Consider the following 25,837-nt stretch of genomic DNA (forward strand, 5'->3'; position numbering starts at 1 on the left):
GGCGGTTCGGTCAAGGACCGCACACCGATCCGCCCCTTTTCGGGGGACCCTGCACCGTTTATTGACGAATAGGGAGAGCATTTCCGAATACCGGCAATTCGGGCAAAGCGACACGCACGGCTATATCGGGTGGGGTGGCGCGAGCCCGCACCGGTAGCCTGGTGGGGTGATTGACCTTCGCCTGCTCCGTGAGGACCCCGACCGTGTTCGCGCCTCCCAGCGCGCCCGTGGAGAGGACGTCGAGCTCGTCGACGCCCTGCTCTCCGCCGATGAGCGGCGCAGGTCGTCCGGCGTCCGCTTCGACGAGCTCCGTTCCGAGCAGAAGGCGCTCGGCAAGCTGATCCCCAAGGCCTCCCCCGAGGAGCGCGCCGAGCTCCTGCAGAAGGCCGAGCAGCTCAAGACCGACGTCAAGGCCGCCGAGGCCGAGCAGAACGAGGCCGACGAGACCGCGCGCGCCCTCCTGCTCCAGCTCGGCAACATCGTCCACGCGGACGTGCCGGTCGGCGGCGAGGAGGACTTCGTCGTCCTGGAGACGCACGGCACCATCCGCGACTTCGCGGCCGAGGGCTTCGAGCCCAAGGACCACCTGGAGCTGGGCGAGGCGCTGGGCGCCATCGACGTCGAGCGGGGCGCCAAGGTCTCCGGCTCGCGCTTCTACTACCTCACGGGCGTCGGCGCCCTGCTGGAACTGGCCCTCGTCAACGCGGCGATCGCGCAGGCGACCGAGGCCGGCTTCATCCCCATGCTGACGCCGGCGCTGGTCCGCCCGCGCGCCATGGAGGGCACCGGCTTCCTCGGCCAGGCCGCGGAGAACGTGTACCACCTGGAGAAGGACGACTTCTACCTCGTCGGCACGTCCGAGGTCCCCCTCGCCGCGTACCACATGGACGAGATCATCGACGCCGACAAGCTGCCGCTGCGCTACGCCGGCTTCTCGCCGTGCTTCCGCCGCGAGGCCGGTACGTACGGCAAGGACACCCGGGGCATCTTCCGGGTCCACCAGTTCGACAAGGTCGAGATGTTCTCGTACGTCGCTCCCGAGGACGCCGAGAACGAGCACAAGCGGCTCCTGGACTGGGAGAAGCAGTGGCTGACCAGCCTTGAACTGCCCTTCCAGGTCATCGACGTGGCCACCGGCGACCTCGGCTCCTCCGCCTCGCGCAAGTTCGACTGCGAGGCGTGGATCCCCACGCAGGGCAAGTACCGCGAGCTGACCTCCGCGTCGAACTGCGACGGCTTCCAGGCCCGCCGCCTGTCCGTCCGGATGCGCGACGAGCGGAACGGCAAGAAGGTCGTCCAGCCGCTGGCGACGCTGAACGGCACCCTGTGCGCCGTACCGCGCACCATCGTGGCGATCCTGGAGAACCACCAGCTCGCGGACGGATCGGTGCGCGTGCCGGAGATCCTCCGGCCGTACCTGGGCGGCCGCGAGGTCCTGGAGCCGATCTCCAAGTGAGCCCCTTCCCGTACAAGCTCGTCGCGACGGACCTCGACGGCACGCTGCTGCGCGCCGACGAGTCGGTCTCGGACCGTACGCGTGACGCCCTCGCCGCCGTGGTGGCGGCGGGGGCCGCGCACATCGTGGTCACCGGCCGGTCCGTCCCCTGGACCCGGCACATCCTCGACGACCTCGGCTACGAGGGGCTCGCGGTGTGCGGTCAGGGCGCGCAGGTCTACCACGCGGGCGAGCACCGGCTGCTGACCTCGGTGACCCTGGACCGGCAGCTGGCCGGCCTCGCGCTGTCGAAGATCGAGGCCGAGGTGGGCCCGCTGGCCCTGGCCGCGAGCCGCGACGGCCTGGACGGCGAGGTGCTGATCAGCCCCGGGTACCGGGTGCAGGAGGGGCCGCTGCCGTACGTCCCGTTCGAGGACCCTGCGGAGCTGTGGGCCGCCCCGTTGAACAAGGTCTACATCCAGCACCCCACCCTGTCCGACGACGAGCTGGCGGGGGCCGCCCGGCTGACGGCAGGCAGCCTGGTCGACGTGGTCATGGCAGGCCCGGGGATCGTGGAGATCCTCCCGCTCGGCCTGAGCAAGGCCACCGGCCTGTCGCTCGCCGCGCGCCGTCTCGGTGTGAAGGCGGCCGACACGATCGCCTTCGGCGACATGCCCAACGACATCCCGATGTTCGGGTGGGCGGCGCGGGGCGTGGCGATGGCGAACGCGCACGACGACCTGAAGGCGGTCGCGGACGAGGTGACGACCTCGAACGAGGACGACGGCATCGCGGTGGTGCTGGAGCGCCTGCTGGCGGCGTAGGGAATCTCTGTACGGGGAGTTCCTGTACGGGGAGTTCCTGTACGGGGAGTTGCTGTACGGGAAGTCGCTGTACGGGAAGTCGCTGTACGGCGGAGGATGCGCGGATCGAACGCGCGCGGGGGGTGACCCCGACGACGGCTTAGCAAGCCGCTGCCTTACCACTCGGCCAATCCTCCGGGTGGGCGGCCTCGCGCGGAGAACCCGCGCGCTCGAAGCGGCCGCCCCGGCGGCGCTAGGGGGCGCCGCCCTGCAGGGAGCTCGACGGACTCGAACTCCGGCTCGAACTGGTGTCGGTCATCGTCGCGCTCCTCCCCGGCCTTGTGGCGGGCGTCTCCCGCTCAACCAGTGTGCGGGCGACGGAGCTTCGTAGGCCAATGATTTACCGCGCGGGCCGACGCCCCGCGTCAGCGGCCAGAACGCAAGGCCGATGGCGAGCGAGATCGCGTGCCCCAGATCCGTGTACGTATGACTCGTGCAGAGCGGTACGGCGAAGAAGGCCACCGCCCCCGCCAGATAGAGCCATCGCCACGGCCGCGGGATCCGGTACGTCAGGATCCCGATGGAGGCCGCGAGTCCGTAGCTGACGCCGATGTCGACGACGTGCGCCATGCTGCGCGGCACGTCGTGGTCCTGGATCGCCTCCAGGACGACCTTCTGGCTGATGAGCGTCGCCGCGATGTGCGCCGTGGCGACCACGACGAACCAACGCAGTGTGCCGAGCCAGCGCTCGACCGGCGCGTGGAAGGCCTCGAACAGCACCGCGTACAGGGCGAAGTCCGCCGGGTTCTCGATCCAGAACGCGCTGCCGAGCAGCGCCCGGACCGGGTGGTGCGAGAGCTGGTGGAGGTTGCTGCTGTTGCGATGGAGGAGGTAGTGCTCCAGGCCGTCGGAGGACAGCGCGATGACCAGGCTGGTGATCGCGATGACGAGCAGCCACAGATGCGTACCGGGTGACGAACGCACCCACGACCTGACCGGTCGGGACGGTTCGCCACCCGGCTCGCCACCAGGTACGGCAGCGGGGAGGGGTTCACTCGGCACATTCCGTGCCTATCACCCCGAGCCGGCAGAAACCACCTCAGAAGTTGATCATGTGTCCCGCGAGACCGTGGATCGCTTCCTTGACGGCCTCGCCCAGGGTCGGGTGGGCGTGGACGTTCCGCGCGACCTCGTTGACCGTCAGGTCCCACTGCTGCGCCAGCGTCAGCTCGGGCAGCAGCTCGGTGACGTCGGGGCCGATCAGGTGGGCGCCGACGATCTCGCCGTACTGCGCGTCGGCGATGATCTTGACGAAGCCGGTCGAGTCGCCGAGGCCGTGCGCCTTGCCGTTCGCGGTGAAGGGGAACTTGGCGACCTTGACGTCGTACCCCTTCTCCCGCGCCTGCGCCTCGGTCCAGCCGAAGCTGGCGATCTGCGGCTGGCAGTAGGTGGCGCGCGGGATCATCGGGTAGTCGAGTTCCATCGTCTCGGCGTCCCCGATGGTCTCGGCGGCGACGACACCCATGGACTCGGCGGTGTGCGCGAGCATCAGCTTCGCGGTCACGTCACCGATGGCGTAGATGTGCGGCACGTTGGTGCGGCAGCGGCCGTCGACCTCGATGGCGCCGCGCTCGGTGAGCGCCACGCCGGTGCTCTCCAGGCCGTAGCCGGAGACGTTCGGGGCGAAGCCGATGGCCTGCAGGACCTTGTCGGCCTCCAGGACCTTCTGCGCGCCGTCCTTGCCGGTGACGGTGACGCGGACCTGGGGGCCGGACTCGTCGATCGTCTCCACGCGGGTCGAGGTCAGGACGTCGATGCCGAGCTTGCGGTACTGCTTGGCCAGCTCCTTGGAGACGTCCGCGTCCTCCAGCGGCGCGATCCGGTCGAGGAACTCGACGATGGTGACCTTCACGCCGTAGTTGTGGAGCACGTACGCGAACTCGATGCCGATCGCGCCGGCGCCCGCGATGATGATCGACTGGGGCACGTCCTCGGCGAGGATCTGCTCCTCGAACGTCACCACGCGCTCGCTGCGGGCGGTGCCCGGCAGCAGGCGCGGAGTGGCACCGGTGGCGATGATGCAGTTGTCGAACTGGATCGTCTGCGAGGTGCCGTCGGCCTTGTTCACCTGCAGGGTGTTCGCGTCGAGGAAGGTGCCCCTGCCGTCGAACTCCGTGATGTTGTTCTTCTTCATCAGGAAGTGGACGCCCTTGACCCGGCCGTCCGCGACGGTGCGGCTGCGACGGAACGCCTCGCCGTAGTCGAAGGAGACCGAGCCGTCGACCTTGATGCCGAAGGTCTTCGCCTCGTGGTTGAAGATGTGGGCGAGCTCGGCGTTGCGCAGCAGCGCCTTGGTGGGGATGCAGCCGACGTTCAGGCAGACACCGCCCCAGTACTTCTCTTCGACGACCGCGACCCGCTTGCCCAGCTGGGCGGCGCGGATGGCGGCGACGTAGCCGCCGGGGCCAGCTCCGAGTACGACGACGTCGAAGCGGTCTGACATGACTGACTCCCGAGGGTGGTGAGGGTGTTCGTGTCCCGTACGGGCCCACAGTAGTCCCGCGTTCCTCGGCGAGCCCGGGTAGCTGGTCGACGCCCGAGAGCCAGTTGTAGGATGACTGGGCAACCGGGCGAATGATGGTGGGACGGAGTGCTCATGGCGCTGAAGGCGGCGGGACGGACCTCGCTGGTGGACTCGGTCGTCGAGCAGCTGCGGGAGCAGCTCGCGGCGGGCGAGTGGTCGGTCGGCGACCGCATCCCGACCGAGCACGAGCTCGCCGAGCAGCTGGGCGTCGGCCGCAACACCGTCCGCGAGGCGATCCGGGTCCTGGTCCATGCCGGACTTCTGGAGTCGCGGCAGGGCAACGGCACCTTCGTCCGGTCGACCGCCGACCCCGCGGCCGTACTGCGCGGCATGCGGCACGCGGGCGCGCGGGACGTCCTGGAGCTGCGGGTGGCCCTTGAGGCGGAGGCGGCGCGCCTCGCGGCGGTACGGCGCGACACCCACGACCTGCTGCGGCTACGGGCCGCGCTCACGACCCTGCGCGAGGAAGGCGACCGCGACGCGGACGCGGACCTCGCCTTCCACCTGGCGGTCGTCTCCGCCACGCACAACGCGGCCTTCACCGAGGTGTACCGCTTCTTCTCCACCCAGGTCCACGAGGTGCTCGTGGAGGCGCTCGGCGACCGGGAGATGCCGCCGGTCGACATCGACGCGCACGAGGCGTTGGTCGCGGCGATCGAGTCGGGCGACGCGGAGGCCGCGGAGGCGGGGGCGCGGGAGCTGCTGCGGGTGCCGATGGAGACGGTGGCGACGCTGACGGGGGAGACGCGGTGAGAGCGGGGGTGGAGACCGGCGGGGTGGAGACCGGCGGGCCGGGGTTGGGCGCTCAGGCCTCGGGCTCGGTGGCGACCGGCGCGCCGGCGACCGGCAGTGCCCAGGCTCTCGACGCGCGGGCGGAGGCAGTACCCGCCGGCCACAGGACGGCGGGGCGCCGGGCGTGGTTCGCGCATCCGCTGCTGCTCATGGCCGCGATCGTGCTGGCCTCGCTCAACATGCGGGCGGCCCTCGCGAGCGTGGCGCCCCTGGTGGGCGAGATCGCGGCGGACTTCGGCCTGTCGTCGACGGCCAGTTCGCTGGTGACGTCCGTGCCCGTGCTCTTCCTCGGCGCGGGCGCGATCGTCGCGCCGTGGCTGGGGCGGCGCTTCGGCCCCGAAGCGGTGCTGCTGGCAGCCCTTGTCCTGCTCGGCGCCGGCATCCTCGTACGGGTCCTGCCGTCGGTGTACGCGCTGTACGGCGGCGGTGTCCTGGTCGGTACGGCGATCGCCCTGCTCAACGTCTTGATGCCGGGCCTGATCAAGCGGGACTTCCCCGACCGGGCCGCGTCGATGACCTCGCTCTACACGGGCGCGATGATCGCGGGCGCCACGCTCGTCGCGGCGGCATCGGTGCCGCTGGAGGAGGCGTTCGGCGGGAGTTGGGAGGCGTCGCTCGCCTTCTGGTCGCTGCTGGCGGCGCTCGCGGCGACGGCCTGGCTGCCGCAGGTGCTGCGCGCCAGGGGCCGTACGGGCCGGGGCCGTAACGGAGTCGGACGTACGGAACACGTGTCCCGTACGGGACAGGTGGGCCGTACGGGACAGGTGGGCCGTACGGGACAGGTGGGCCGTACGGGACACGAGGTGCGCGCCGCCGCCGTGCCGTCGGTGCCCGCGACGCGGAGCGTCTGGCGGTCGGCGCTCGCCTGGCAGGTGACCCTCTTCATGGGCATGCAGTCCCTGTGGACGTACGTCCTGATCGCCTGGATGCCGACGATCTTCACGGACCACGGCATGAGCCGCTCGACGGCGGGCGTGATCTTCGCCTTCAACAACCTGACGCAGGTGGCCGGCGCGTTCGCGGTGCCGCTGCTCGCCGGCCGGATGCGGAGCCAGCGTCCGCTGGTCGTCCTCGTCACGACGCTGGTCGCGGCGGGCTACGCGGGGCTGCTGACCGCGCCCGTGCAGGGGGCCTGGCTCTGGGCCGCGCTCCTCGGCGTCGGACAGGGCGGGGCGGTCGGCCTTGCCCTCACCCTGATCGTGCTCCGGGCGGGCGACGCGGTGACGGCGTCCCGGCTCTCGGGGATGGCCCAGACCGTCGGCTATCTGCTGGCGGCCGCGGGGCCACTGGCCGCCGGCGCGGTCCACCAGGCGACCGGCTCGTGGACCGTGCCGATCGTCCTGGTGCTGTGCGTGTGCGCGGCGGCCCTGGGGGTGGGGCTCCTCGCGGCCAGGGACCGCAAGGTCTGAGGCCGTGGCCGCGAGGGGCCCCTTCGCGGGGCGCCGGGACCGTCGTCCTACTCCTCGCCCGCCAGCTTCAGCGTCCGCAGCTTCTGGCCCGCGTACCAGGTCGCCACGACCGTCACGCCGACCAGCAGCGACACCGCCACCGGAAGACCGACGTCCGAGGTGACCAGCCCCTCGCCGCTGACCTTTTGCGCGACCGCGAGCGCCCACTGCTGCACGCTGAGCGTCTTCGCACCGTCGATCAGGGAGCCGAACAGCGTCTCCCAGACCAGCGCGTACACGAGCCCGATGACCACCGCGTGCCGGCTGACGGTGCCCAGCAGGAGGAAGAGGGCGCTGTACGCGATGGAGGCGACCAGCGCCGCGACCGTGTACGCGACCGCCACCTGCTGGCCGTTGCCGTTGAGGATCATGCCGGCGATGAACGTGGGCACGGCCGAGAAGGCCATGGTCACGGCGATCGCCACGATCAGCTTGGTGAAGATGATCGACGGCCGCTTCACCGGCTTGGACAGCAGATAGACGATCGAACCGTCGTCGATCTCCGGTCCGATCGCGCCCGTTCCGGCGATGACGCCGATCAGCGGCACCATCGTGGCGAGCGCGAAACCGCCGAGGACGTCGGCCGCGATCTGGTCGTCGGCGCCGTTGAACAGGCGTACGGCGGTGGCGATCAGCAGCAGGAGGGCGGGCAGCGCGAAGAGGATCAGCGCCCGTCGGCGGCCGAGGAGGGCCCGGTAGGTGAGCCGGGCGACTGTGGGGTTATACATCGGTCAGGCTCCTTTCAGGCCGCTACGAGGTACGAGAAGACCGATTCGAGGGACTCGTCCGAGGGCGAGACCGTGAGCAGCCGGATCCCCTGCGCCCGGGCGACCCGGGGCAGCAGTTCCGTGAACCGCCCGAAGTCCACCGCCTGGACGCGCAGGGCGCCTTCGGCGAGGTCGACCTCGATGCCGGCCGTGGACGGGTCGGCGATGAGGGCGGCCGCGAGCGCCCGGTCGTCGCTGGAGCGGACGAGATAGCGGTGCGGCCGGTCCGTCATCAGCCGGCGGATCTTGCGGAAGTCGCCCGAGGCGGCGTGCCGGCCGGCGACGATCACCTCGATGTGCGAGGCCAGCTGCTCGACCTCCTCCAGGATGTGCGAGGAGAAAAGCACCGTGCGCCCCGCGGCGCCCATCCGGCGCAGGAGGTCCATCAACTGCATGCGCTGGCGCGGGTCCATGCCGTTGAACGGCTCGTCGAGCAGCAGCACGGACGGCTCGTGGACGAGGGCCGAGGCCATCTTCACGCGCTGCCGCATGCCCTTGCTGTACGTGGCGATCTTCCGGTCCTGCGCGTACTCCATCTCGACCGTGGCGAGCGCGTGCTGGGCCTCCTTGGCGCCCAGGCCGTGCAACTCGGCGTTGGCGAGGACGAACTCGCGGCCGGTGAGGAAGTCGTACATCGCTTCCCGCTCCGGAACGACGCCGATCTGCGTGTACACGGACTCGTTCTTCCAGATCGGCCGGCCGTCGAGGGTGACGGTGCCCGTGGAAGGGGCGAGGAAGCCGCCCATCATGTTGATGAGGGTGGACTTTCCGGCGCCGTTGGGGCCGAGGAGGCCGGTGACGCCGGGGCCGATCGTCATCGTGACGTCGTTGACGGCGACGACGTTGCCGAACCACCGAGAGGCGTGGTCGATGTTCAGGGTTGTCACAGCCCGACCTTTCGGTAGCGGCGCATCAGGACTCCGTACGAGCCGACGATGAGCGCGAGGACGACCAGCAGATAGACGACTCCGGCGCCGGCGCCGGGTCCGACACCTTCCCCTCCGGGGAAGGAGGTGCCGGCGCCGAGGAACGCGGTCTGCACGCCGTCGATCAGCGTGATCGGGGAGAACAGGCCGAGCCACTGGATGACGTCGGCGTTGTCCGAGCTGTAGGCGATGCCCTGGAGGGTCGAGACCGCGCCGTAGGAGATCACCAGGGTGGCGATGACGGCGGCGACGCCGAAGCCGCGGCGCGGGGTGAGCGCGGCCATGACCAGCCCGATGCCGCCGAAGAGCACCGAGAGGAGGGCGACGGAGACGAGCCCCTGGCCGAACTCCTGCGTCTGGTCGGCGAAGTTCATCTTGGCGAGCAGCGAGCCGATCCAGAGGATCAGCAGCGGGATCGCCGTGAGGATGAACAGCGCCGAGGCCATCGCGCTGTACTTGGCGAGGACGTAGTCGATGCGCTCGATCGGCCGCGAGAAGTACAGCGGGACCGTCTTGAAGCGCAGGTCGCGGGAGACCGACTGGGGCGCCTGGGAGGCCAGGAAGAGCCCGATGACGGCCTGCATGATGATCGCGTACCGGGTGTAGTCGACCGGCAGGTCCTTGGCCTTCATGGTGACCGCCACGGCGACGATGATCAGTGCCGGGACGCACATCACGGTGAAGAGGATCATCGGCAGCACCTTGGACTTGGCGCTGCGGCCGAGGCCGTAGGAGCCGCGCAGGGACTGCGAGAAGAGCGCCCGGCGCGCGGAGGCGCGGCCGAGGCGGGGGCCGTCGTAGTTGCGGTACCCGATGTTGTGGATCTGCGTGGTCTCGGGGGCCGGGGTGCTCATCGCGCCGACACCTCCTCCTGCTGCTGCGGCTGCGCGTCGGGCCGGAAGACCTCGGCGATGTGGTGGCGACGCTGTTCCATCCGGACGAGGCCGAGGCCGAGGTCGGCGACGGTGTCGCGGACCAGGTCGTACGTCTCCTCGCCCGCCGCCTCGACGAGGAGGATGTGGCCGGCGCCGGGCAGACCCTCCTCCTCGCTCGCGTGGAGCGTCACACCCGCCGCGGTGAGGGCCGTGCGGAGCGCCTCCGTGCCGTCGGGGTGGGTGTCGGAGTCGGTGACCTCGACCGCGAGGGTCGTGGTCATCTGCGTGAAGTCACTGGTGGAGCTGGAGCGCAGCAGGGTCCCGCCGTCGATGACGACGACGTGGTCGCAGGTCCGCTCCAGCTCTCCGAGGAGGTGGGAGGTGACGAGCACGGAGATGCCGAAGTCGGTCCAGACCCTGCGGATCAGGCCGAGCATCTCGTCGCGGCCCACCGGGTCGAGGCCGTTGGTCGGCTCGTCGAGGAGGACCAGCTGCGGGTCGTGGACCAGCGCCTGGGCGAGCTTCACCCGCTGCTTCATGCCCGTCGAGTACCCGCCGATGGGGCGGTACCGCTCCTCGTACAGGCCGACGTGGCGCAGGGTGTCGGCGGTCCGCTCGCGGGCGGCGTCGGCGGGCAGGCCGGACATCCGCGCCATGTGGACGACGAACTCGGTGGCCGAGACGTCCGGCGGGAGGCAGTCGTGCTCGGGCATGTAGCCGACGCGCTCGCGGATCTGGGCGCCGGACGTGGCGACGTCGAGACCCAGGACCTCGGCGCGTCCCTCCGTGGCGGGGGACAGGCCGAGCAGGATCTTGATCATCGTGGACTTGCCGGCTCCGTTGGCACCCACAAGTCCGGTCACACCGGGCCCGATGTCCAGGGAGAGCCGGTCGAGAGCGGTCACCCGGGGGAACCGCTTGCTGAGGCTTTCGGTAGCGATCACAGTCACGCTTCGAAGGTAGTGGCGTGCGCCACAGCAGTCGTCAGACCAACGGCTCGATCCGTATCCGACTCCAGGAGTACAAGCCCGTAGGGGAGTCGAGACCAAAGTCGTTCGGCGACGGCGCCGGCCGGGTTTTCCACAGGGTCTCGTGCACACCCCTTGACGCAGCCGCCAGGCATTGTCACATTCATCAGTGTCACGTTACGGGCACGTAGCGCACACGGATGTTCACGGGACGGACGGGTGGCATGACCTCAGCAGTGGCAAGCGAACTCACCGCGGAACTGCGCGGGTTCAGAGAAGTGCAGCGCCTGTCGTACGCGTGCGCGGAAGCCGTCGCGGCGCAGCTGCGACCGGGGGTGACCGAGCGCGAGGCCGCGAAGATGCAGCGTGACTGGCTGTACGAGCGGGGTGTGCGGGACTGGTTCCACCGGCCCTTCGCCTGGTTCGGCGACCGCACGGCCTTCGTCGACTTCAAGATCCCGCTGCAGTTCTTCCCCACGAACCGGCGCCTCGAAGCGGGGATGCCGTTCATCCTCGACATGGCGCCCGTGTACAAGGGCTACACCTCGGACATCGGCTACTCCGGCTGCCTGGGCCTCAACCCGGTCCACGACAAGCTGCTCGCCGATCTGCGGGCCCACCGCGAGCTGATCCTGACCGAGGTCCGCGAGCGCCGCTCGCTGCGCGAGATCTACGAGGACGTGGACCGGCTCATGGTCCGCCAGGGGTACGCCAACCGGCACCGCGCGTATCCCTTCGGCGTGATCGCCCACAAGATCGACCGGGTCAAGGAGCGCCGCTGGTCGCCCACGCTCTTCGGCTTCGGCACGCAGTCGCTCAAGGGCCTGGCGAGCGACGCGATCCACGGCCACCGCGACGGCTGGTCGCCGCTCTGGTCGCCGTACACGTTCTCCGACCACCCGCCCCAGCCGGGGCTGTGGGCGGTCGAACCGCACCTCGGATTCCGGGGTACGGGCGCGAAGTTCGAGGAGATCCTCGTGGTCACCGACTCGAAGGACCCGGAGCAGAGCGCCTTCTGGCTGGACGACGACCTGCCGCACGTGCGGCGCTGGAACGAAGAGGGGGCGGCATGAGCACGGGGCTGACGGGGGCGCGGGAGCGCTGGGTCCGTACGGGCGGGATCGAGCTGTGTGTCGCCGAGCTGGGCGACGCCGAGCGGCCGACCGTCCTTCTCGTGCACGGGTACCCGGACTCCAAGGAGGTCTGGTCGGAGGTCGCGCACCGGCTCGCCGAGCAGTTCCACGTCGTGCTGTACGACGTCCGGGGCCACGGCCGGTCCACGGCGCCGACACCGCTTCGGGGCGGATTCACGCTGGAGAAGCTGACGGACGACTTCCTGGCCGTGGCCGACGCGGTGAGCCCTGACCGGCCGGTGCACCTGGTCGGGCACGACTGGGGTTCGGTGCAGGCCTGGGAGTTCGTGACCGTCCCCCGCACGGAGGGCCGCATCGCCTCCTTCACCTCGATGTCCGGCCCCTCTCTGGACCACTTCGGGCACTGGATCAAGCAGCGCATGACCAGGCCCACCCCGCGCAGGGTCGGCCAGCTTCTCGGCCAGGGCGCCAAGTCCTGGTACGTGTACATGCTGCACACCCCCGTCCTGCCCGAGCTGGCCTGGCGCGGCCCGCTCGGCAAGCGGTGGCCGAAGCTCCTGGAGCGGGTCGAGAAGATCCCGGCCGGCGACTATCCGACGCCCTCGCTGCCGAACGACGCGGCGCACGGAGCCTGGCTGTACCGGGACAACGTCCGCTCGCGGCTGAGCCGGCCGCGCGCCGACGCGTTCGCGCACGCGCCCGTGCAGCTGATCACTCCCACCGGTGACGCGTTCCTGTCCGAGCGGCTCTACGACGATCTCGCCTCCTGGGTCCCCGAGCTGACCCGACGCTCCCTCCCGGCCAAGCACTGGGTCCCGCGCACGCGGCCCGACCAACTGGCCGCCTGGATCACCGAGTTCGTCCGGGTGAACGAGGACCCGGCGACGAAGGCCCCGGTCACGGCCGCGAAGAGCACGGCCGACCCCGTGTACGCCGAGCGGTTCGGCGGCCAGCTGGTCCTGGTCACGGGAGCGGCCAGCGGCATCGGCCGGGCCACCGCCTTCGCCTTCGCCGAGGCCGGCGCGAGGATCGTCGCGGTCGACCGGGACGGCGAGGGTGCGGCGCGCACGGCCGAGATGGCCCGGCTGATCGGCGCCCCGGAGGCCTGGGGAGAGATCGTCGACGTCAGTGACGAGCAGGCCGTGGAGAAGCTCGCGGCGAAGGTCGCGAGCGAGTACGGAGTCGTCGACGTCCTGGTCAACAACGCGGGCATCGGCCTCTCGGGCTCGTTCTTCGCGACGACCAGCGAGGACTGGAAGAAGGTCCTCGACGTCAATCTCTGGGGTGTCATCCACGGCTGCCGGATCTTCGGTGGGCAGATGGCCGAGCGCGGCCAGGGCGGCCACATCGTCAACACCGCTTCCGCGGCGGCCTTCCAGCCCTCCCGCGCCCTGCCGGCGTACAGCACGTCCAAGGCGGCCGTGCTGATGCTGAGCGAGTGCCTGCGCGCCGAGCTGGCGGGCCAGGGCATCGGTGTCTCGGCGATCTGCCCCGGGATCGTGAACACGAACATCACGGCGACGGCCAGGTTCGCCGGAGCCGGCGAGGAGGAGCAGAGCCGCCGCCAGAAGAAGGCTTCCCGGCTGTACGGGCTGCGCAACTACCCGCCGGAGAAGGTCGCGGACGCGATCCTGCGCGCCGTGGTGCGCAACGAGGCCGTCGTCCCCGTCACCCCGGAGGCGCGCGGCGCCCACGCCCTGTCCCGGCTCGCGCCCAGGGCCCTGCGCGCGATAGCCCGGCTGGAGCCGCCCGCGTGAGGGTCGTACGGGCGGTGTAGGGGGCCGTACGATCCCTGGCGGACGGACGGGCCCCGCGCGGGACCGCGATCGGGCAGCAGGAGCTAGCGGTGGGAGTGGGTGGAGTGGGTTTGTCGGAGCAGACGGCACAGGGGGCGCCTTCGGCGCAGGCCTCCCCCGTGGAGTACCGGATCGAGGACCTGGCCCACCACAGCGGCGCCACGGTCCGGACGATCCGCGCCTACCAGGACCGCGGTCTGCTCCCCCGCCCCGAGCGCCGGGGCAGGTCCAATGTGTACGGGGACACGCATCTGGCCCGGCTCCGGCAGATCGCCGACCTGCTCGACCGGGGCTACACCCTGGCCTCGATCAAGGAGCTCCTGGAGGCCTGGGACGCGGGGCGCGGCCTCGGCGGCGTCCTGGGTCTGGTCGCCGAGGTCGACGGGCCGTGGACGGACGAGGAGGCCGACCGGATCTCCCGCGCGGATCTGGACGCCACGTTCGGCGGCAAGCCCGACGAGGACGCGATCAGGGAGGCGATCGAGCTCGGCGTCCTGGAGCGGATCCCGGACCGGGACGACGAGTTCCTGGTGCCCAGCCCGCAAGAGCTGGCCGTGGCGGCGGAGTTGTACGAGGCGGGGGTCCCGCTGACCGCTATCTCCGGCCACCTGAGGGAACTTCGCGTCCAGGTCGAGCACATCGCCTCGCGTTTCCTGGAGTTCACGACCGAGCACGTCTTCGCGCGCTATCTGGAGCACCGGCCGCCCACGGACGCCGATGCCTCCGAGGCGGCGGCGATGGTGCGCCGGCTGCGGCCGCTCGCCCAGCAGACCGTGGACGCGGAACTCGCGCGCGCGATGCGTCTGTTCGCCACCCGTCACCTTCAGCACCATCTGTCGCCGGAGCCTCCGCCTCTCCGGGAACCCCGGGACGACGAGGCGCGTCCGGTGGCGCTCCCGGCCGGGACGATTCGGGCCGTACAGCAGCTGGTTGGCGCGGAGAACGTGGCGGCGTTCGTCGCAGCCGCCACCGAACGGGAGGTACAGACACGCACATTGGATGCACTCGCATCAAATCACTCTGAAATCAGCGAAATAGGTCAAGTGCCTCGATAACGCATGGCCGTTGTCCACAGAATCGCCAATTCCCCTGTGGATAACTCAAGTTGGCTGTGGATCAAACATCCGAACCGAAATCATTGGTCGCCGGATCCGCGCTCCGTCATGCTGTCGCCATGAACGGACCCATGGACGAGAGACGCACCGTGAAGGTGTCCAAGTACCTCTCGAAACACCTGCGGCACCAACCCGAGCGGATCGGCCTGGCCCTCGACCCGAACGGCTGGACCGAGATCGACGCCCTGCTCCGAGCGGCCACCGAGCACGGCTTCCCGATCACCCACGCCGAGCTGGACCATGTCGTCGCCTCCAACGACAAGAAGCGCTTCGCGATCGACGGCACCCGGATCCGCGCCAGCCAGGGCCACACCGTCGAGGTCGACCTCGACCTGCCGCCCGCACAGCCGCCCGCGTACCTCTACCACGGTACGGTCGCCGCCCGGCTGGACGCCATCCGGGCCGAAGGCCTGCGCCCCATGGCCCGCCACCACGTCCATCTCTCCCCCGACCGGGAGACCGCGACCCGGGTCGGCGCCCGACGGGGCCGCCCGGTGGTCCTGAGCGTGGACGCCGGCGCGATGCACCGGGCCGGCCATGTCTTCCACGTCAGCGCCAACGGTGTCTGGCTGACCGACGCCGTCCCCCCGGAGTTCCTCCGTTTCCCGGGCTGACCCATCCGGGGCCGGCCCGTTCCCGGACTGACCCACCCGGGGCTGACCCCACCCGGCCGGACCCGTTCCCAGGCCGACCCACCCGGAACCGCCCACCCTCGGGCATGATCGTTCCCATGGCCCATCCACAGCTGCCCACCACCGAATCGGCCGTCACCGCGCTCCGCGAGATCGCCCGCGAGTTCAACCTGGAGATGGCCGTCACCGACGACATCGGTGCCGACCAGACCTCCCGCCGGACCTCCTCCGGCGCCTTCACCGTCCTCGACGCCGACGGCTCGCTCCCGCACGAGGCCTTCGTCGAGCTCGGCGGCTCCCCCTCGGTCACCGTCCAGCTCTTCCCCGAGGACGACGCGAAGATCGTGGTCGACGGCGTGGAGTTCCACGACGTCCCCCGTGACTCCGTGCCCGCCTTCGTACGCTCCGTCCACGGCGGGCTCGCGTACGTGAAGGGCAGGTTCTTCCCGCCCGGCTGGTGGCTGATCGTGCCCCTGCCCGGCGACGAGACGTACAAAGAACTCGTCCTGGACGACACCCTCACCCCCTGGCTGAGCCGAAAGGTCCGCTGACGGCCGCCGGCCCCGGCCGGCAGGGCCTCCGCCGCCCTCCGCCGCCCTGGTCCGGGCCTGCACCGGGCCTGCGCACCGCCGTAGGCTCGTGGGCATGACCTTGCGCCTGAGCACCGTGATCCTTCCCGTCCACCGCTGGCACGACGGCGGCCGCGAGCGCTGGCAGCGTGCCGAGGAGCTCGGCTTCCACGCCGGCTACACCTACGACCACCTGTCCTGGCGGACCTTCCGCGACGGACCCTGGTTCGGCGCGATGCCCACGCTCACCGCCGCCGCGACGGCCACCGAGCGGCTCCGCCTCGGCACCTTGGTCACCTCGCCCAACTTCCGCCACCCGGTGACGCTCGCCAAGGAGCTCATCTCCCTCGACGACATCTCGGACGGGCGGGTCACGCTCGGCATCGGGGCCGGCGGCGACGGCTTCGACGCGACCGTGCTCGGCCAGGAGGCGTGGACGCCGAAGGAGCGGGCCGACCACTTCGGCGAGTTCCTGCCGCTGCTCGACCGGCTGCTCACCGAGGACGCCGTCACCGAGCGGGGCACGTACTACTCCGCCGTCGAGGCCCGTGACATCCCCGGCTGCGTCCAGCGCCCGCGCCTGCCCTTCGCCGTCGCCGCGACCGGGCCGCGCGGTCTGAAGCTCGCCGCCCGGTACGGCCAGGCCTGGGTGACGACCGGTGACCCGAAGCTGTACGCGGAGGGCACGCCCGAGCAGTCCGTGGCGGCCATCCGCGGCCAGATCGAGAAGCTCGGCAAGGCGTGCGCGGAGACCGGCCGGAACGTGGCCGAGCTCGACAAGATCCTGCTCACCGGCTTCACGCCCGACCGTGGCCGGCCGCTCGAGTCCCTGGACGCCTTCGTCGACTTCGCCGGACGGCACCAGGAGCTCGGCTTCACCGAGATCGTGATCCACTGGCCGATCCCCGACTCGGACTTCGCCGCCGACCAGCGCGTCTTCGAGCAGATCGCCACCGAGGCCGCCGCCCAGCTCGCCTGACGGCGGAACCGATCATGTGACGCGGAGCTGAGAGGGCCGGCCGCGGCCCTCTCAGATGTGCGCCCCTTCGCACGCCCGTGCACGGAGTGCGGAACAATGGTCCGGTGACCTCACCCCACTCCGCGCGCCCCGCCGCCCCGGCCCCCCGACTGATCGCCACCGACCTCGACGGCACCCTCTTGCGCGACGACAAGTCCGTGTCGGAACGCACGGTCGCCGCGCTCGCCGCCGCCGAGCGGGCCGGCATCGAGGTCTTCTTCGTCACCGGGCGCCCGGCCCGCTGGATGGACGTCGTCAGCGCCCACGTCCACGGCCACGGCCTCGCGATCTGCGCCAACGGCGCGGCCGTCGTCGACCTGCACTCCGGGGGCACGTTCGTGAAGGTACGCCCGCTGGCGCGGGAGGTGGCCCTCGACGTCGTGTCGGCGCTGCGCGCCGCCACCCCGGGCGTCTCCTTCGCGGTCGAGCAGACCACCGGCATCCACTACGAGCCGCTGTACCCGCCGTTCTTCCTCGACCCGGGCGCCACCGTCGCCTCCGCCGAGAAGCTCCTCTTCGAGGAGGAGCCGGGCGCCGCACCGCCGGTCATCAAGCTGCTCGCCCAGCACCCGGACCTGGACCCCGACGCCTTCCTCGCCACGGCCAGGGCGGCAGCGGGCAGCCTGGCCTCGTTCACCCGGTCCAGCCCGACCGCCCTCCTGGAGATCAGCGGCCTCGGCGTCTCCAAGGCCTCCACCCTGGCCCTCTGCTGCGCCGAGCGCGGCATCTCCGCCGAGGAGGTCGTCGCCTTCGGGGACATGCCCAACGACATCGAGATGCTCAGCTGGGCGGGCCGTTCGTACGCGATGGCCAACGCCCACCCGGACGTGATCGCCGCCGCCTCCGGCCATACGGTCGCCAACAACGAGGACGGCGTGGCCGTCGTCATCGAGCGGATCCTCGCGGGCACGATCGACGACTGACCGCTCCGCCACGGACGTCCCGTAGGGCCCTCCGGAGGGCCCTTACAGGGGCGCCTGCCACACCACCGTCGTACCGCCGCCGTCCTCGCCGATGCCCGGGCCGCTCCAGCTCGACCCGCCCAGGGACTCCGCCCGCCGCGCCAGGTTGCGCAGTCCGCTGCGCCGCCCGCCCTCCGGGATGCCGACGCCGTCGTCCGCGACCGAGAGCCGGACGCCGGCGGTGCCGTCCGGGAGTTCGGCACCTGCGTCGACGACGACCTCGATCCTGGTGGCCTGCGCGTGCCGGAAGGCGTTGGACAGGGCCTCGCGCAGGGCCGCGATGAGGTTCTTGCCGGTGAGTTCGCCGACCGTCGAGTCGATCGCCCCGAGGAAGCGGTGCGCGGGCTTGAAGCCGAGCGGCACGGCGGCCATGTTGATCTCCCGCAGCACGCGGGTGCGCAGCCCTGACGGGGCCTCGGCGGGTCCCTGCTGGAGGGCGAAGATCGCGGTACGGATCTCCTGGATGGTCACGTCGAGTTCGTCGACCGCCTTGCCGACGCCCTCGCGCACCGCGGGCACGATCGACTTCCGCTGGGCGCTCTCCAGCATCATCCCGGTGGCGAAGAGCCGCTGGATGACCAGGTCGTGCAGGTCACGGGCGATCCGGTCACGGTCCTCGTAGACCGCCAGCCGCTCCCGGTCGCGTTGGGCGTCGGCCATCATCAGGGCGAGCGCCGCCTGCGAGGCGAACTGGGTCGCGAGCGTCCGCTCGGCCTCCGTGAACGGCCGGCCGCCACGCGCGCGTGGCGTGGCGAGCGCGCCGAGCACCTTCCCGCCGCTGTGCAGGGGCAGCAGCATGCTGGGGCCGTACTGGGCGGCGAGGCGGCTGATCATGCGCGGGTCGCTGGAGGCGTCGTCCACGAACACCGCGTCGCCGTCCAGAAGACGGTCCACCACGGCGCTCTCCGGCGGGATCACCATGCCCAGCGACTTGGACGGCCGGTCCGAGGAGACGGCGACGATCTCCAGACCACCCTCCTCGGCGGGCAGGAGGACGATCCCGGCGGCTGCGTCGGCCAGCCTGCGTGCCTGTTCGGCGACCACCGTCAGGGCGTCGTCCGCGTCGCCGCCGGAGAGCAGGGCGGTGGTGACGGCCACGGAGCCGTCGATCCAGCGCTCGCGCTGCCTGGCCGCCTCGTAGAGCCGGGCGTTGCCGATGGCGATGCCCGCCTCGGTCGCGAGGACCCGGACCATGTGGACGTCGTAGTCGTTGAACTCGCCGCCGTCGATCTTCTCCGCGAGGTAGAGGTTTCCGAAGATCTCGCCCTGGACCCGGATCGGGACCCCGAGGAAGGTCCGCATCGGAGGGTGCCCCGGCGGGAACCCGGCGGAGCGGGGGTCGTCGGACAGCTCGGCGAGCCGGATCGTCTGGGGGTCGCGGATCAGCGCGCCGAGCAGCCCCGCGTGTCCGTCGGGGCGCCGCCCGATCCGTCGGGCGACCTCCTCGTCGACGCCGTACGTGACGAAGTCGGAGAGGCCCTTGCCCTCCTCGTCGACGACTCCGATCGCCGCGTAGTGGGAGCCGGCGAGTTCGGCCGCCGTCTCGCAGATGCGGTCGAGCGTGGAGTGCAGCTCGAGCCCGGTACCGACCGAGCGCATGGCCTCCAGGAGCTGTGGCACCCGTGCGGTGAGCTCCGTGGACAGGCCCTGGAGGCTGCGGGTGGCCTCGGTGGCGGCTTCCAGGGGGTCCGGGAGATCGGGCACGGCGGCGGTCATGAACCTGAGCCTAGTAAGTCCTATTTGGCGAGAAAAGTCGGGCACTCCGATGCCGGACTCGACGCCTGCTCGGGAGTCGGTCCCGCAGCCGGCCCCGGACCGGCTCCGTGACCGGCCGCGTGCCCGACCTCGGCCCTCAAGGAGCCAGCAGCAGGTCCGTCGCCCGTTCCTGCTCCAGCATCCGCCGCAGCGGTCCTTCGGCCCGCGCCAACTCCGCGTACGGTCCGCGCTGCACCGTCCGGCCCTCGTCCAGGACCACCACCTCGTCGACGGCGTCGAGGCCGTGCAGCCGGTGGGTGATCAGGACCGTCGTCCGGCCCTCGGTGGCGCGCAGCAGGTCGTCGGTGAGCGCGTCCGCCGTGGCCAGGTCGAGGTGCTCGGCGGGCTCGTCCAGGACGAGGACGGGGAAGTCGGCGAGGAGCGCGCGAGCCAGCGCGAGGCGCTGCCGCTGTCCGCCGGAGAGCCGCGAGCCGTGTTCGCCGACCAAGGTGTCGAGGCCGTCCGGCAGGCCGTCCACCCAGTCCAGGAGCCGCGCCCGGCCCAGTGCCGCCCGCAGCTCGTCGTCGCTCGCGCCGGTACGGGCGAGGCGGAGGTTCTCGCGGATGGAGCTGTCGAAGATGTGGGCGTCCTGGGCGCAGAGCCCGACGAGGCGGCGGACCTCGTCCCCTTCGAGCGCGGTCGCCTCCACTCCGCCGATCCGGTACGAACCGGAGTCGGCGTCCAGGAACCGGAGCAGCACCTGGGCGAGGGTGGTCTTGCCCGAACCGGACGCGCCGACGACGGCGACGCGCCGCCCGGCCTCCAGGGTCAGCGCGAAGTCGCCGAGCGCCTCGCCCCGCTGGCCCGCGTGGCGCGCGGAGAGGCCGGTGACCTCCAGCGGGAACGGGCTCACCGGCGGTGCGGCGGGCCGCTCGGGCTCGTGCACGGGGACGGGGGCGTCCAGGATCTCGTACACCCGCTCGGCGCTGCGCTTGACCCGCTGGCGGTACTGCACGGCGAGCGGGAGTCCGGTGACGGCCTCGAAGGCGGCGAGCGGAGTCAGGACGACGACGGCGAGCGCGACACCGTCGAGGCGGCCGTCGCGGACCGCCTGGACGCCGACGACGGCGGCCGCGGCGACCGTCAGACCGCAGGCGAGCGCGGAGAGCCCGGCCCCGATCGCGGTCGCGGCGGCCTGCCGGGAGGAGATGGAGGTGAGCGTACGGTCGGCCGCGCGGGCCCGGCCGATACGGTCCTTCAGCGCTCCGGCAACCGTCAGTTCGGCGCAGCCGCGCAGCAGGTCGACGACCGTGACGGTGAGGGCTCCGCGGGCGGGGGCGAGCTGACACTCGGCCCGTCGGGCGATCGCCCCGCTCAACAGCGGCACGGCCACCCCCGCGACCAGGAGGCCCACGGCGAGGACGGCGCCGGCCTCGGGCAGCAGCCAGGCGGTGAACCCGACGGAGCCCACGCCGACGACGAGGGCCGCGCCCGCGGGCAGCAGCCAGCGCAGCCAGTAGTCCTGGAGCGCGTCGACGTCCCGGACGAGCCGGGAAAGCAGGTCACCGCGCCGGCTGCGGCGCAGTCCGGCGGGGGCGATGCGTTCCAGGCGCCCGTAGACGGCGACCCGCAGCTCCGCGAGCATCCGCAGTACGGCGTCGTGGGACACGATCCGCTCGGCGTACCGGAACACGGCCCGGCCGATGCCGAACGCCCGCGTCGCGGTGACGGCCATCATCAGGTAGAGCACCGGGGGCTGTTCGGAGGCCCGGGAGATGAGCCAGCCGGACACCGCCATGAGCCCCACGGCGGAACCCAGCGCCAGACTGGCGAGCAGCAGCGCGAGCCCCATCCGCCCACGCAGCCCCCCGGCCATGGCACGTACGCGCCCGAAGACCGACCGCGCGGCGCGCGGCTCGGGGCCGCCAAGCGTCTGGGGCCCGGCAGGCGCTTCCCCTTCGGTCCGCTCCGGCACCACGGACGACCAGGCCTCCGGCCCAGCTGTCTCCGGCTGTCGCCGCGCGTTCGGCGCGCTCGCCCGCCCGAGCTCGACCACACGGTCCGCGACCGCGAGCAGGGCCGGGCGGTGGACGACCAGCAGGACCGTACGGCCCACCGTGAGGCGGCGGACCGCGTCGACCACGGCCGCCTCCGTCTCCCCGTCCAGCGCCGCCGTGGGCTCGTCCAGGAGCAGCAGCGGCCGATCGGCCAGGAACGCGCGGGCCAGAGCGAGGCGTTGGCGCTGGCCCGCCGAGAGACCCACGCCGTCCTCGCCGATCAGCGTGTCCACACCCCCCGGAAGGGACCCGACGAACCCGTCCGCTCCGGCGTCCCGCAGGGCCTCCCGTACCGCCTCGTCGGAGGCGTCCGGACGGGCAAGCCGGATGTTCTCTGCGATGGTGCCCGCGAACAGATAGGGCCGTTGCGGCACCCACGCGATCCGCGACCGCCACTCCTCCACGTCCAGGGAGGCGAGCTCCGCGCCCCCGACGCGCACCGATCCGCCCGGCTCGGGCGCGGCGAACCCCAGCACCACATCGAGCAGCGTCGACTTGCCGACGCCACTCGGTCCGACCAGGGCGACCGTCTCCCCGGGCTCCACGACCAGCGAGGCCGCGTCCAGAGAGGCTTCGGAGCGCCCCGCGTGACGCACGGTCACGTTCTCCAGCTCGATACGGGTCGAGGCCGGCACCGCGCCCGTGCCGTGCTCGTTCGCCGAGGCCTCCAGTACCTCGAAGATCTCCTCGGCCGCGGCCAGTCCCTCCGCCGCCGCGTGATACTGCGCCCCCACCTGCCGGATCGGCAGATAGGCCTCGGGCGCCAGGACCAGGATGACCAGACCGGTGTACAGATCGAGCTCTCCATGGACGAGCCGCATACCGATCGTGACCGCGACCAGCGCCACCGAGAGCGTCGCGAGGAGTTCCAGGGCGAAGGAGGAGAGGAAGGCGATGCGCAGCGTCTTCATCGTCGCCTGCCGGTACTCCGACGTGATGGCGCGGATCGACTCCGCCTGCGCCTTGGCGCGGCCGAACACCTTGAGCGTCGGAAGCCCGGCCACCACGTCGAGGAAGTGGCCCGAGAGCCGCGACAGCAGCTTCCACTGCCGGTCCATCCGGGCCTGCGTGTACCAGCCGATGAGGATCATGAAGAGGGGGATGAGCGGCAGAGTCACGACGATGATCGCCGCCGAGATCCAGTCCTCGGTGACGATCCTGGCCAGGACCGCCACCGGAACCACCACCGCGAGCCCCAACTGGGGGAGATAGCGCGAGAAGTAGTCGTCGAGCGCGTCGACTCCGCGCGTCGCGAGAGCGGCGAGCGAGCCGGCCTTCTGCCCGCTGAGCCATCCCGGCCCCAGCGCGGCCGCCCGGGCCAGCAACCGGCCCCGGAGCTCGGACTTGACCGCCGCGCTGGCCCGATGGGCGGCCAGTTCGGTCAGCCAGGAGACCAGCCCCCGCCCCGCCGCCACTCCGGCGAGCAGCAGCAGGGGCGTGGTCAGGTCGGAAACCGACAGGCCCTTCTGGAAGGCGCCCACCACGACCTCGGCGATGAGCATCGCCTGGGCGACGACCAGCGCCGCCCCGGCCAGGCCGAGCGCCACGACCGCTCCGAGGAAGAAGCGGGTGGCCCTGGCGTACCGGAGCAGACGCGGATCGATCGGTTTCACGTGAAACATCCCCCACTAGTGAGCGGCGTCAGGCGCGATGTGCTGCGTGCCGATCCGCTTGCGGAACACCCAGTACGTCCAGCCCTGGTAGAGCAGCACCAGCGGAGTGGCGATCGCGGCGCACCAGGTCATGATCTTCAGGGTGTACGGGCTCGACGACGCGTTCGTCACCGTAAGACTCCACTCAGGGTTGAGCGAAGACGGCATGACGTTCGGGAAGAGGGTGAAGAAGAGCATCGCCACCGCTGCGGCGATCGTGATGCCCGAGAGCGCGAACGACCAGCCCTCGCGCCCCACCTTGATCGCCCCGATGGCGCCGACCAGCGCCACCACCGCGACGAGCATGGCGCCCAGGCTCCAGCCGTCGCCCTTGTCCACCTGGGTCCAGATCAGGAAACCCAGGGCGAGGACGGCCGTGACGAGACCCAGCTTCAGCGCGAGCGCCCGCGCCCGGACCCGGATGTCCCCCACCGTCTTGAGCGCGGCGAAGACCGTGCCGTGGAAGGTGAAGAGGGCGAGGGTGACCAGGCCGCCGAGGATCGCGTACGGGTTGAGCAGGTCCCCGAAGGTGCCGACATACTCCATCTCCGCGTCGATCTTCACCCCGCGCACGATGTTGCCGAAGGCGACGCCCCACAGCACGGCGGGGAGCAGGGAGGTCCAGAAGATGGCCTCCTCCCAGTTCCGCTGCCAGTTCTCGTCCGGCCGCTTCGCCCGGTACTCGAAGGCGACACCGCGGATGATCAGGCAGACCAGGATGATCAGCAGCGGCAGGTAGAAGCCCGAGAAGAGGGTCGCGTACCACTCGGGGAAGGCGGCGAAGGTCGCGCCGCCGGCGGTCAGCAGCCACACCTCGTTGCCGTCCCAGACGGGTCCGATGGTGTTGATCAGGACCCGCTTCTCGGTGCGTCCGCGGGCGAGCAGCTTGGTGAGAACGCCGACCCCGAAGTCGAATCCCTCCAGGAAGAAGTAGCCGATCCAGAGGACGGCGATGAGTACGAACCAGACGTTGTGGAGTTCCATGCCTCGATCTCCTGAGCCTCAGTACGAGAAGGCCATGGGCCGGTCGGGGTCACGGTGGTCCCCGCCGATCTTGGTGGGCGGGTTGAGGTCGGCCTCGGTGAGCTCGGGCGGTCCGGCCTTGACGTACTTCACCAGCAGCTTGACCTCGATCACGGCGAGGACCGCGTAGAGCAGGGTGAAGATGATCATGGAGGTGAGGACCTCGCCCTGCGAGACACCGGGGGAGACCGCGTCCCTGGTGCGCAGCACGCCGTAGACGACCCAGGGCTGCCGGCCCATCTCGGTGAAGATCCAGCCCCACGAGTTGGCGATGAGCGGGAAGGCCATGGTCCAGAGGGCGACGATCCAGTACCACTTGGTGAACCGGGGGCTGAGCGCCTTCCGCTTGAACAGGACGAGATTCGGCACCTCGTCCTCACCGGTCCGCATCCCCGGCGACAGCAGGAACTTCTTGCGGGTCAGCCAGAGGCCGAGCATGCCGATGGCCAGCGAGGCCATGCCGAAGCCGATCATCCATCGGAAGCCCCAGTACGCGACGGGGATGTTGGGCCGGTAGTCGCCGGGACCGAACTTCTCCTGCTCGGCCTTGTTGATGTCGTTGATGCCCGGGACGTACGAGCTGAAGTCGTCGTTCGCCAGGAACGACAGCAGCCCCGGAATCTCTATGGCCACCTTGTTGTGACCCTTGTCGACATCGCCGTACGCGAAGATCGAGAACGGCGCGGGTGCCTCGCCGTCCCAGAGCGCCTCGGCGGCGGCCATCTTCATCGGCTGCTGCTTGAACATGACCTTGCCGAGCAGGTCGCCGCTGATGGCCGTGCCGAGCCCGGCGATGATCAGGGTGATCAGGCCGAGCCGCAGCGAGGTCCGCATGACCGGGACGTGCTTCTTGCGGGCCAGGTGGAAGGCGGAGATGCCCACCATGAAGGCTCCGCCGACCAGGAACGCGGCCGTCATGGTGTGGAAGAACTGGGTGAGCGCGGTGTTCTGCGTCAGGACCAGCCAGAAGTCGGTGAGCTCGGCCCGCCCGCGCTCCTCGTTGATCCGGTATCCGACCGGGTGCTGCATCCAGGAGTTGGCCGCCAGGATGAAGTACGCGGAGAGGATGGTGCCGATCGACACCATCCACATGCAGGCCAGGTGGATCTTCTTCGGCAGCTTGTCCCAGCCGAAGATCCACAGACCGATGAAGGTGGACTCGAAGAAGAACGCGATCAACGCCTCGAAGGCGAGAGGCGCACCGAAGATGTCACCGACGAAGCGCGAGTAGTCGGACCAGTTCATGCCGAACTGGAACTCCTGCACGATGCCGGTGACGACACCCATCGCGATGTTGATCAGGAAGAGCTTGCCCCAGAACTTCGTCGCCTTGAGGTACTTCTCCTTCTCCGTCCGCACCCAGGCGGTCTGGAGACCGGCGGTGAGCGCGGCGAGGGAGATCGTCAGCGGGACGAAGAGGAAGTGGTAGACGGTGGTGATGCCGAACTGCCATCGCGCCAGAGTCTCGGGCGCCAGAGCTAGGTCCACGTCGTCATTCTCCTTACATCGCCGTGGTCACAACGGCAGTTTGCCCCTTTAATCCCACCTATTAAGGGATGAACAGGGACACGCTTGTGAACGCGTTCACATTCACAAGCATTATGGCTCATACGAAATCCGTACGTA

At 70.8% G+C, this 25,837-nt stretch carries 22 protein-coding genes and 1 tRNA gene; 11 read left to right on the forward strand and 12 right to left on the reverse strand.

Annotated elements, in window-relative coordinates; translation table 11 throughout:
• The first annotated feature begins 166 nt into the window (after positions 1-166).
• On the forward strand, positions 167-1,456 hold the full coding sequence (serS, locus tag ACGFYP_RS08185) for a serine--tRNA ligase (RefSeq protein WP_361957725.1): 1,290 nt from the start codon (positions 167-169) through the stop codon (positions 1,454-1,456).
• On the forward strand, positions 1,453-2,259 hold the full coding sequence (locus tag ACGFYP_RS08190; RefSeq protein ID WP_393487922.1) for an HAD family hydrolase: 807 nt from the start codon (positions 1,453-1,455) through the stop codon (positions 2,257-2,259). Before serS ends, ACGFYP_RS08190 begins: the two co-directional genes overlap by 4 nt.
• Before the next feature lie 90 nt (positions 2,260-2,349).
• On the opposite strand, the gene ACGFYP_RS08195 is transcribed toward ACGFYP_RS08190, so the two are convergent.
• The 3 genes from ACGFYP_RS08195 to lpdA form a co-directional block, all read right to left on the reverse strand.
• Positions 2,350-2,435: transfer RNA gene (locus tag ACGFYP_RS08195), tRNA-Ser, on the reverse strand.
• A 118-nt stretch (positions 2,436-2,553) separates the two neighbouring features.
• Positions 2,554-3,222 (reverse strand): rhomboid-like protein, encoded by a 669-nt coding sequence (locus ACGFYP_RS08200; protein WP_393487924.1) that lies wholly within the window; start codon positions 3,220-3,222, stop codon positions 2,554-2,556.
• Positions 3,223-3,337: 115 nt separating this feature from the next.
• Positions 3,338-4,741, reverse strand: coding sequence for a dihydrolipoyl dehydrogenase (lpdA, locus tag ACGFYP_RS08205; RefSeq protein WP_393487926.1), 1,404 nt, complete (start codon positions 4,739-4,741; stop codon positions 3,338-3,340).
• A 153-nt stretch (positions 4,742-4,894) separates the two neighbouring features.
• Here lpdA and ACGFYP_RS08210 point away from each other — a divergent pair, with 153 nt between their 5' ends.
• A complete protein-coding gene (locus ACGFYP_RS08210; RefSeq protein WP_393487928.1) occupies positions 4,895-5,575 on the forward strand; it encodes a FadR/GntR family transcriptional regulator in 681 nt (226 codons plus the stop codon).
• 52 nt (positions 5,576-5,627) lie between these two features.
• Here ACGFYP_RS08210 and ACGFYP_RS08215 read toward each other — a convergent pair whose 3' ends face one another.
• Positions 5,628-5,765 (reverse strand): hypothetical protein, encoded by a 138-nt coding sequence (locus ACGFYP_RS08215; protein WP_393487930.1) that lies wholly within the window; start codon positions 5,763-5,765, stop codon positions 5,628-5,630.
• Between ACGFYP_RS08215 and ACGFYP_RS08220 the strand changes: the two genes are divergently transcribed.
• The gene (locus ACGFYP_RS08220; RefSeq protein ID WP_393487932.1) at positions 5,764-7,023 is read left to right on the forward strand and encodes a CynX/NimT family MFS transporter; all 1,260 of its coding nucleotides are present in this window, start codon (positions 5,764-5,766) and stop codon (positions 7,021-7,023) included. The two genes, ACGFYP_RS08215 and ACGFYP_RS08220, sit on opposite strands and share 2 nt — an antisense overlap.
• A 47-nt stretch (positions 7,024-7,070) precedes the next feature.
• Here the strand turns inward: ACGFYP_RS08220 and ACGFYP_RS08225 are convergent, their stop codons facing one another.
• The 4 genes from ACGFYP_RS08225 to ACGFYP_RS08240 are packed head-to-tail and all read right to left on the reverse strand — an operon-like array spanning position 7,071 to position 10,574.
• Positions 7,071-7,790, reverse strand: coding sequence for an ABC transporter permease (locus ACGFYP_RS08225; protein WP_361957710.1), 720 nt, complete (start codon positions 7,788-7,790; stop codon positions 7,071-7,073).
• Between the two features lie 14 nt (positions 7,791-7,804).
• Entirely contained in the window at positions 7,805-8,716 is a 912-nt protein-coding gene (locus tag ACGFYP_RS08230) for an ABC transporter ATP-binding protein (RefSeq protein WP_361957707.1), read from the reverse strand.
• Positions 8,713-9,609, reverse strand: a complete 897-nt coding sequence (locus ACGFYP_RS08235; protein WP_393487936.1) for an ABC transporter permease — start codon at positions 9,607-9,609, stop codon at positions 8,713-8,715. The genes ACGFYP_RS08230 and ACGFYP_RS08235 overlap by 4 nt, the downstream gene beginning before the upstream one ends.
• On the reverse strand, positions 9,606-10,574 hold the full coding sequence (locus ACGFYP_RS08240) for an ABC transporter ATP-binding protein (RefSeq protein ID WP_361958174.1): 969 nt from the start codon (positions 10,572-10,574) through the stop codon (positions 9,606-9,608). The genes ACGFYP_RS08235 and ACGFYP_RS08240 overlap by 4 nt, the downstream gene beginning before the upstream one ends.
• A 248-nt stretch (positions 10,575-10,822) precedes the next feature.
• Between ACGFYP_RS08240 and ACGFYP_RS08245 the strand changes: the two genes are divergently transcribed.
• From ACGFYP_RS08245 to ACGFYP_RS08275, 7 genes are all read left to right on the forward strand, one after another.
• The gene (locus ACGFYP_RS08245; RefSeq protein ID WP_361957701.1) at positions 10,823-11,671 is read left to right on the forward strand and encodes a M24 family metallopeptidase; all 849 of its coding nucleotides are present in this window, start codon (positions 10,823-10,825) and stop codon (positions 11,669-11,671) included.
• Positions 11,668-13,449, forward strand: coding sequence for an SDR family oxidoreductase (locus ACGFYP_RS08250; protein WP_393487939.1), 1,782 nt, complete (start codon positions 11,668-11,670; stop codon positions 13,447-13,449). Before ACGFYP_RS08245 ends, ACGFYP_RS08250 begins: the two co-directional genes overlap by 4 nt.
• A 110-nt stretch (positions 13,450-13,559) precedes the next feature.
• Positions 13,560-14,543, forward strand: a complete 984-nt coding sequence (locus ACGFYP_RS08255; RefSeq protein ID WP_393487941.1) for a MerR family transcriptional regulator — start codon at positions 13,560-13,562, stop codon at positions 14,541-14,543.
• 131 nt (positions 14,544-14,674) lie between these two features.
• Positions 14,675-15,217 (forward strand): RNA 2'-phosphotransferase, encoded by a 543-nt coding sequence (locus ACGFYP_RS08260; RefSeq protein WP_393489099.1) that lies wholly within the window; start codon positions 14,675-14,677, stop codon positions 15,215-15,217.
• A gap of 116 nt (positions 15,218-15,333) precedes the next feature.
• Positions 15,334-15,786 carry a hypothetical protein gene (locus ACGFYP_RS08265; RefSeq protein WP_393487943.1) on the forward strand — a complete coding sequence of 151 codons (453 nt, stop codon included), beginning with the start codon at positions 15,334-15,336 and terminating at the stop codon, positions 15,784-15,786.
• A gap of 94 nt (positions 15,787-15,880) precedes the next feature.
• Complete coding sequence (locus ACGFYP_RS08270) at positions 15,881-16,783, forward strand: LLM class flavin-dependent oxidoreductase (RefSeq protein ID WP_393487945.1); 903 nt, start codon at positions 15,881-15,883, stop codon at positions 16,781-16,783.
• Between the two features lie 104 nt (positions 16,784-16,887).
• Positions 16,888-17,745: an HAD family hydrolase gene (locus tag ACGFYP_RS08275; RefSeq protein ID WP_393487948.1), complete on the forward strand. Its 858-nt coding sequence runs from the start codon at positions 16,888-16,890 to the stop codon at positions 17,743-17,745.
• 42 nt (positions 17,746-17,787) lie between these two features.
• On the opposite strand, the gene ACGFYP_RS08280 is transcribed toward ACGFYP_RS08275, so the two are convergent.
• The 4 genes from ACGFYP_RS08280 to ACGFYP_RS08295 all read right to left on the reverse strand — a co-directional run bounded on the left by ACGFYP_RS08280 (position 17,788) and on the right by ACGFYP_RS08295 (position 25,699).
• Positions 17,788-19,500 carry a GAF domain-containing protein gene (locus tag ACGFYP_RS08280; RefSeq protein ID WP_393487950.1) on the reverse strand — a complete coding sequence of 571 codons (1,713 nt, stop codon included), beginning with the start codon at positions 19,498-19,500 and terminating at the stop codon, positions 17,788-17,790.
• Between the two features lie 136 nt (positions 19,501-19,636).
• Complete coding sequence (cydD, locus tag ACGFYP_RS08285) at positions 19,637-23,149, reverse strand: thiol reductant ABC exporter subunit CydD (protein WP_393487953.1); 3,513 nt, start codon at positions 23,147-23,149, stop codon at positions 19,637-19,639.
• Between the two features lie 15 nt (positions 23,150-23,164).
• Positions 23,165-24,172 carry a cytochrome d ubiquinol oxidase subunit II gene (gene cydB / locus ACGFYP_RS08290; protein WP_393487956.1) on the reverse strand — a complete coding sequence of 336 codons (1,008 nt, stop codon included), beginning with the start codon at positions 24,170-24,172 and terminating at the stop codon, positions 23,165-23,167.
• 18 nt (positions 24,173-24,190) lie between these two features.
• Complete coding sequence (locus ACGFYP_RS08295) at positions 24,191-25,699, reverse strand: cytochrome ubiquinol oxidase subunit I (protein ID WP_393487958.1); 1,509 nt, start codon at positions 25,697-25,699, stop codon at positions 24,191-24,193.
• Positions 25,700-25,837 lie beyond the last annotated feature (138 nt).

Source organism: Streptomyces sp. NPDC048370 (assembly GCF_043200825.1).
GTDB lineage: Bacteria > Actinomycetota > Actinomycetes > Streptomycetales > Streptomycetaceae > Streptomyces.

What these genes read in the sequence shown, in the direction of transcription:
- lpdA (WP_393487926.1), bottom strand. Translation starts at nt 4,741, where the DNA reads ATGTCAGACCGCTTCGACGTCGTCGTACTCGGAGCTGGCCCCGGCGGC.
- ACGFYP_RS08210 (WP_393487928.1), top strand. Translation starts at nt 4,895, where the DNA reads ATGGCGCTGAAGGCGGCGGGACGGACCTCGCTGGTGGACTCGGTCGTC.
- ACGFYP_RS08220 (WP_393487932.1), top strand. Translation starts at nt 5,764, where the DNA reads ATGGCCGCGATCGTGCTGGCCTCGCTCAACATGCGGGCGGCCCTCGCG.
- ACGFYP_RS08215 (WP_393487930.1), bottom strand. Translation starts at nt 5,765, where the DNA reads ATGAGCAGCAGCGGATGCGCGAACCACGCCCGGCGCCCCGCCGTCCTG.
- ACGFYP_RS08225 (WP_361957710.1), bottom strand. Translation starts at nt 7,790, where the DNA reads ATGTATAACCCCACAGTCGCCCGGCTCACCTACCGGGCCCTCCTCGGC.
- ACGFYP_RS08235 (WP_393487936.1), bottom strand. Translation starts at nt 9,609, where the DNA reads ATGAGCACCCCGGCCCCCGAGACCACGCAGATCCACAACATCGGGTAC.
- ACGFYP_RS08245 (WP_361957701.1), top strand. Translation starts at nt 10,823, where the DNA reads ATGACCTCAGCAGTGGCAAGCGAACTCACCGCGGAACTGCGCGGGTTC.
- ACGFYP_RS08250 (WP_393487939.1), top strand. Translation starts at nt 11,668, where the DNA reads ATGAGCACGGGGCTGACGGGGGCGCGGGAGCGCTGGGTCCGTACGGGC.
- ACGFYP_RS08260 (WP_393489099.1), top strand. Translation starts at nt 14,675, where the DNA reads ATGGACGAGAGACGCACCGTGAAGGTGTCCAAGTACCTCTCGAAACAC.
- ACGFYP_RS08265 (WP_393487943.1), top strand. Translation starts at nt 15,334, where the DNA reads ATGGCCCATCCACAGCTGCCCACCACCGAATCGGCCGTCACCGCGCTC.
- ACGFYP_RS08270 (WP_393487945.1), top strand. Translation starts at nt 15,881, where the DNA reads ATGACCTTGCGCCTGAGCACCGTGATCCTTCCCGTCCACCGCTGGCAC.
- ACGFYP_RS08280 (WP_393487950.1), bottom strand. Translation starts at nt 19,500, where the DNA reads ATGACCGCCGCCGTGCCCGATCTCCCGGACCCCCTGGAAGCCGCCACC.
- cydB (WP_393487956.1), bottom strand. Translation starts at nt 24,172, where the DNA reads ATGGAACTCCACAACGTCTGGTTCGTACTCATCGCCGTCCTCTGGATC.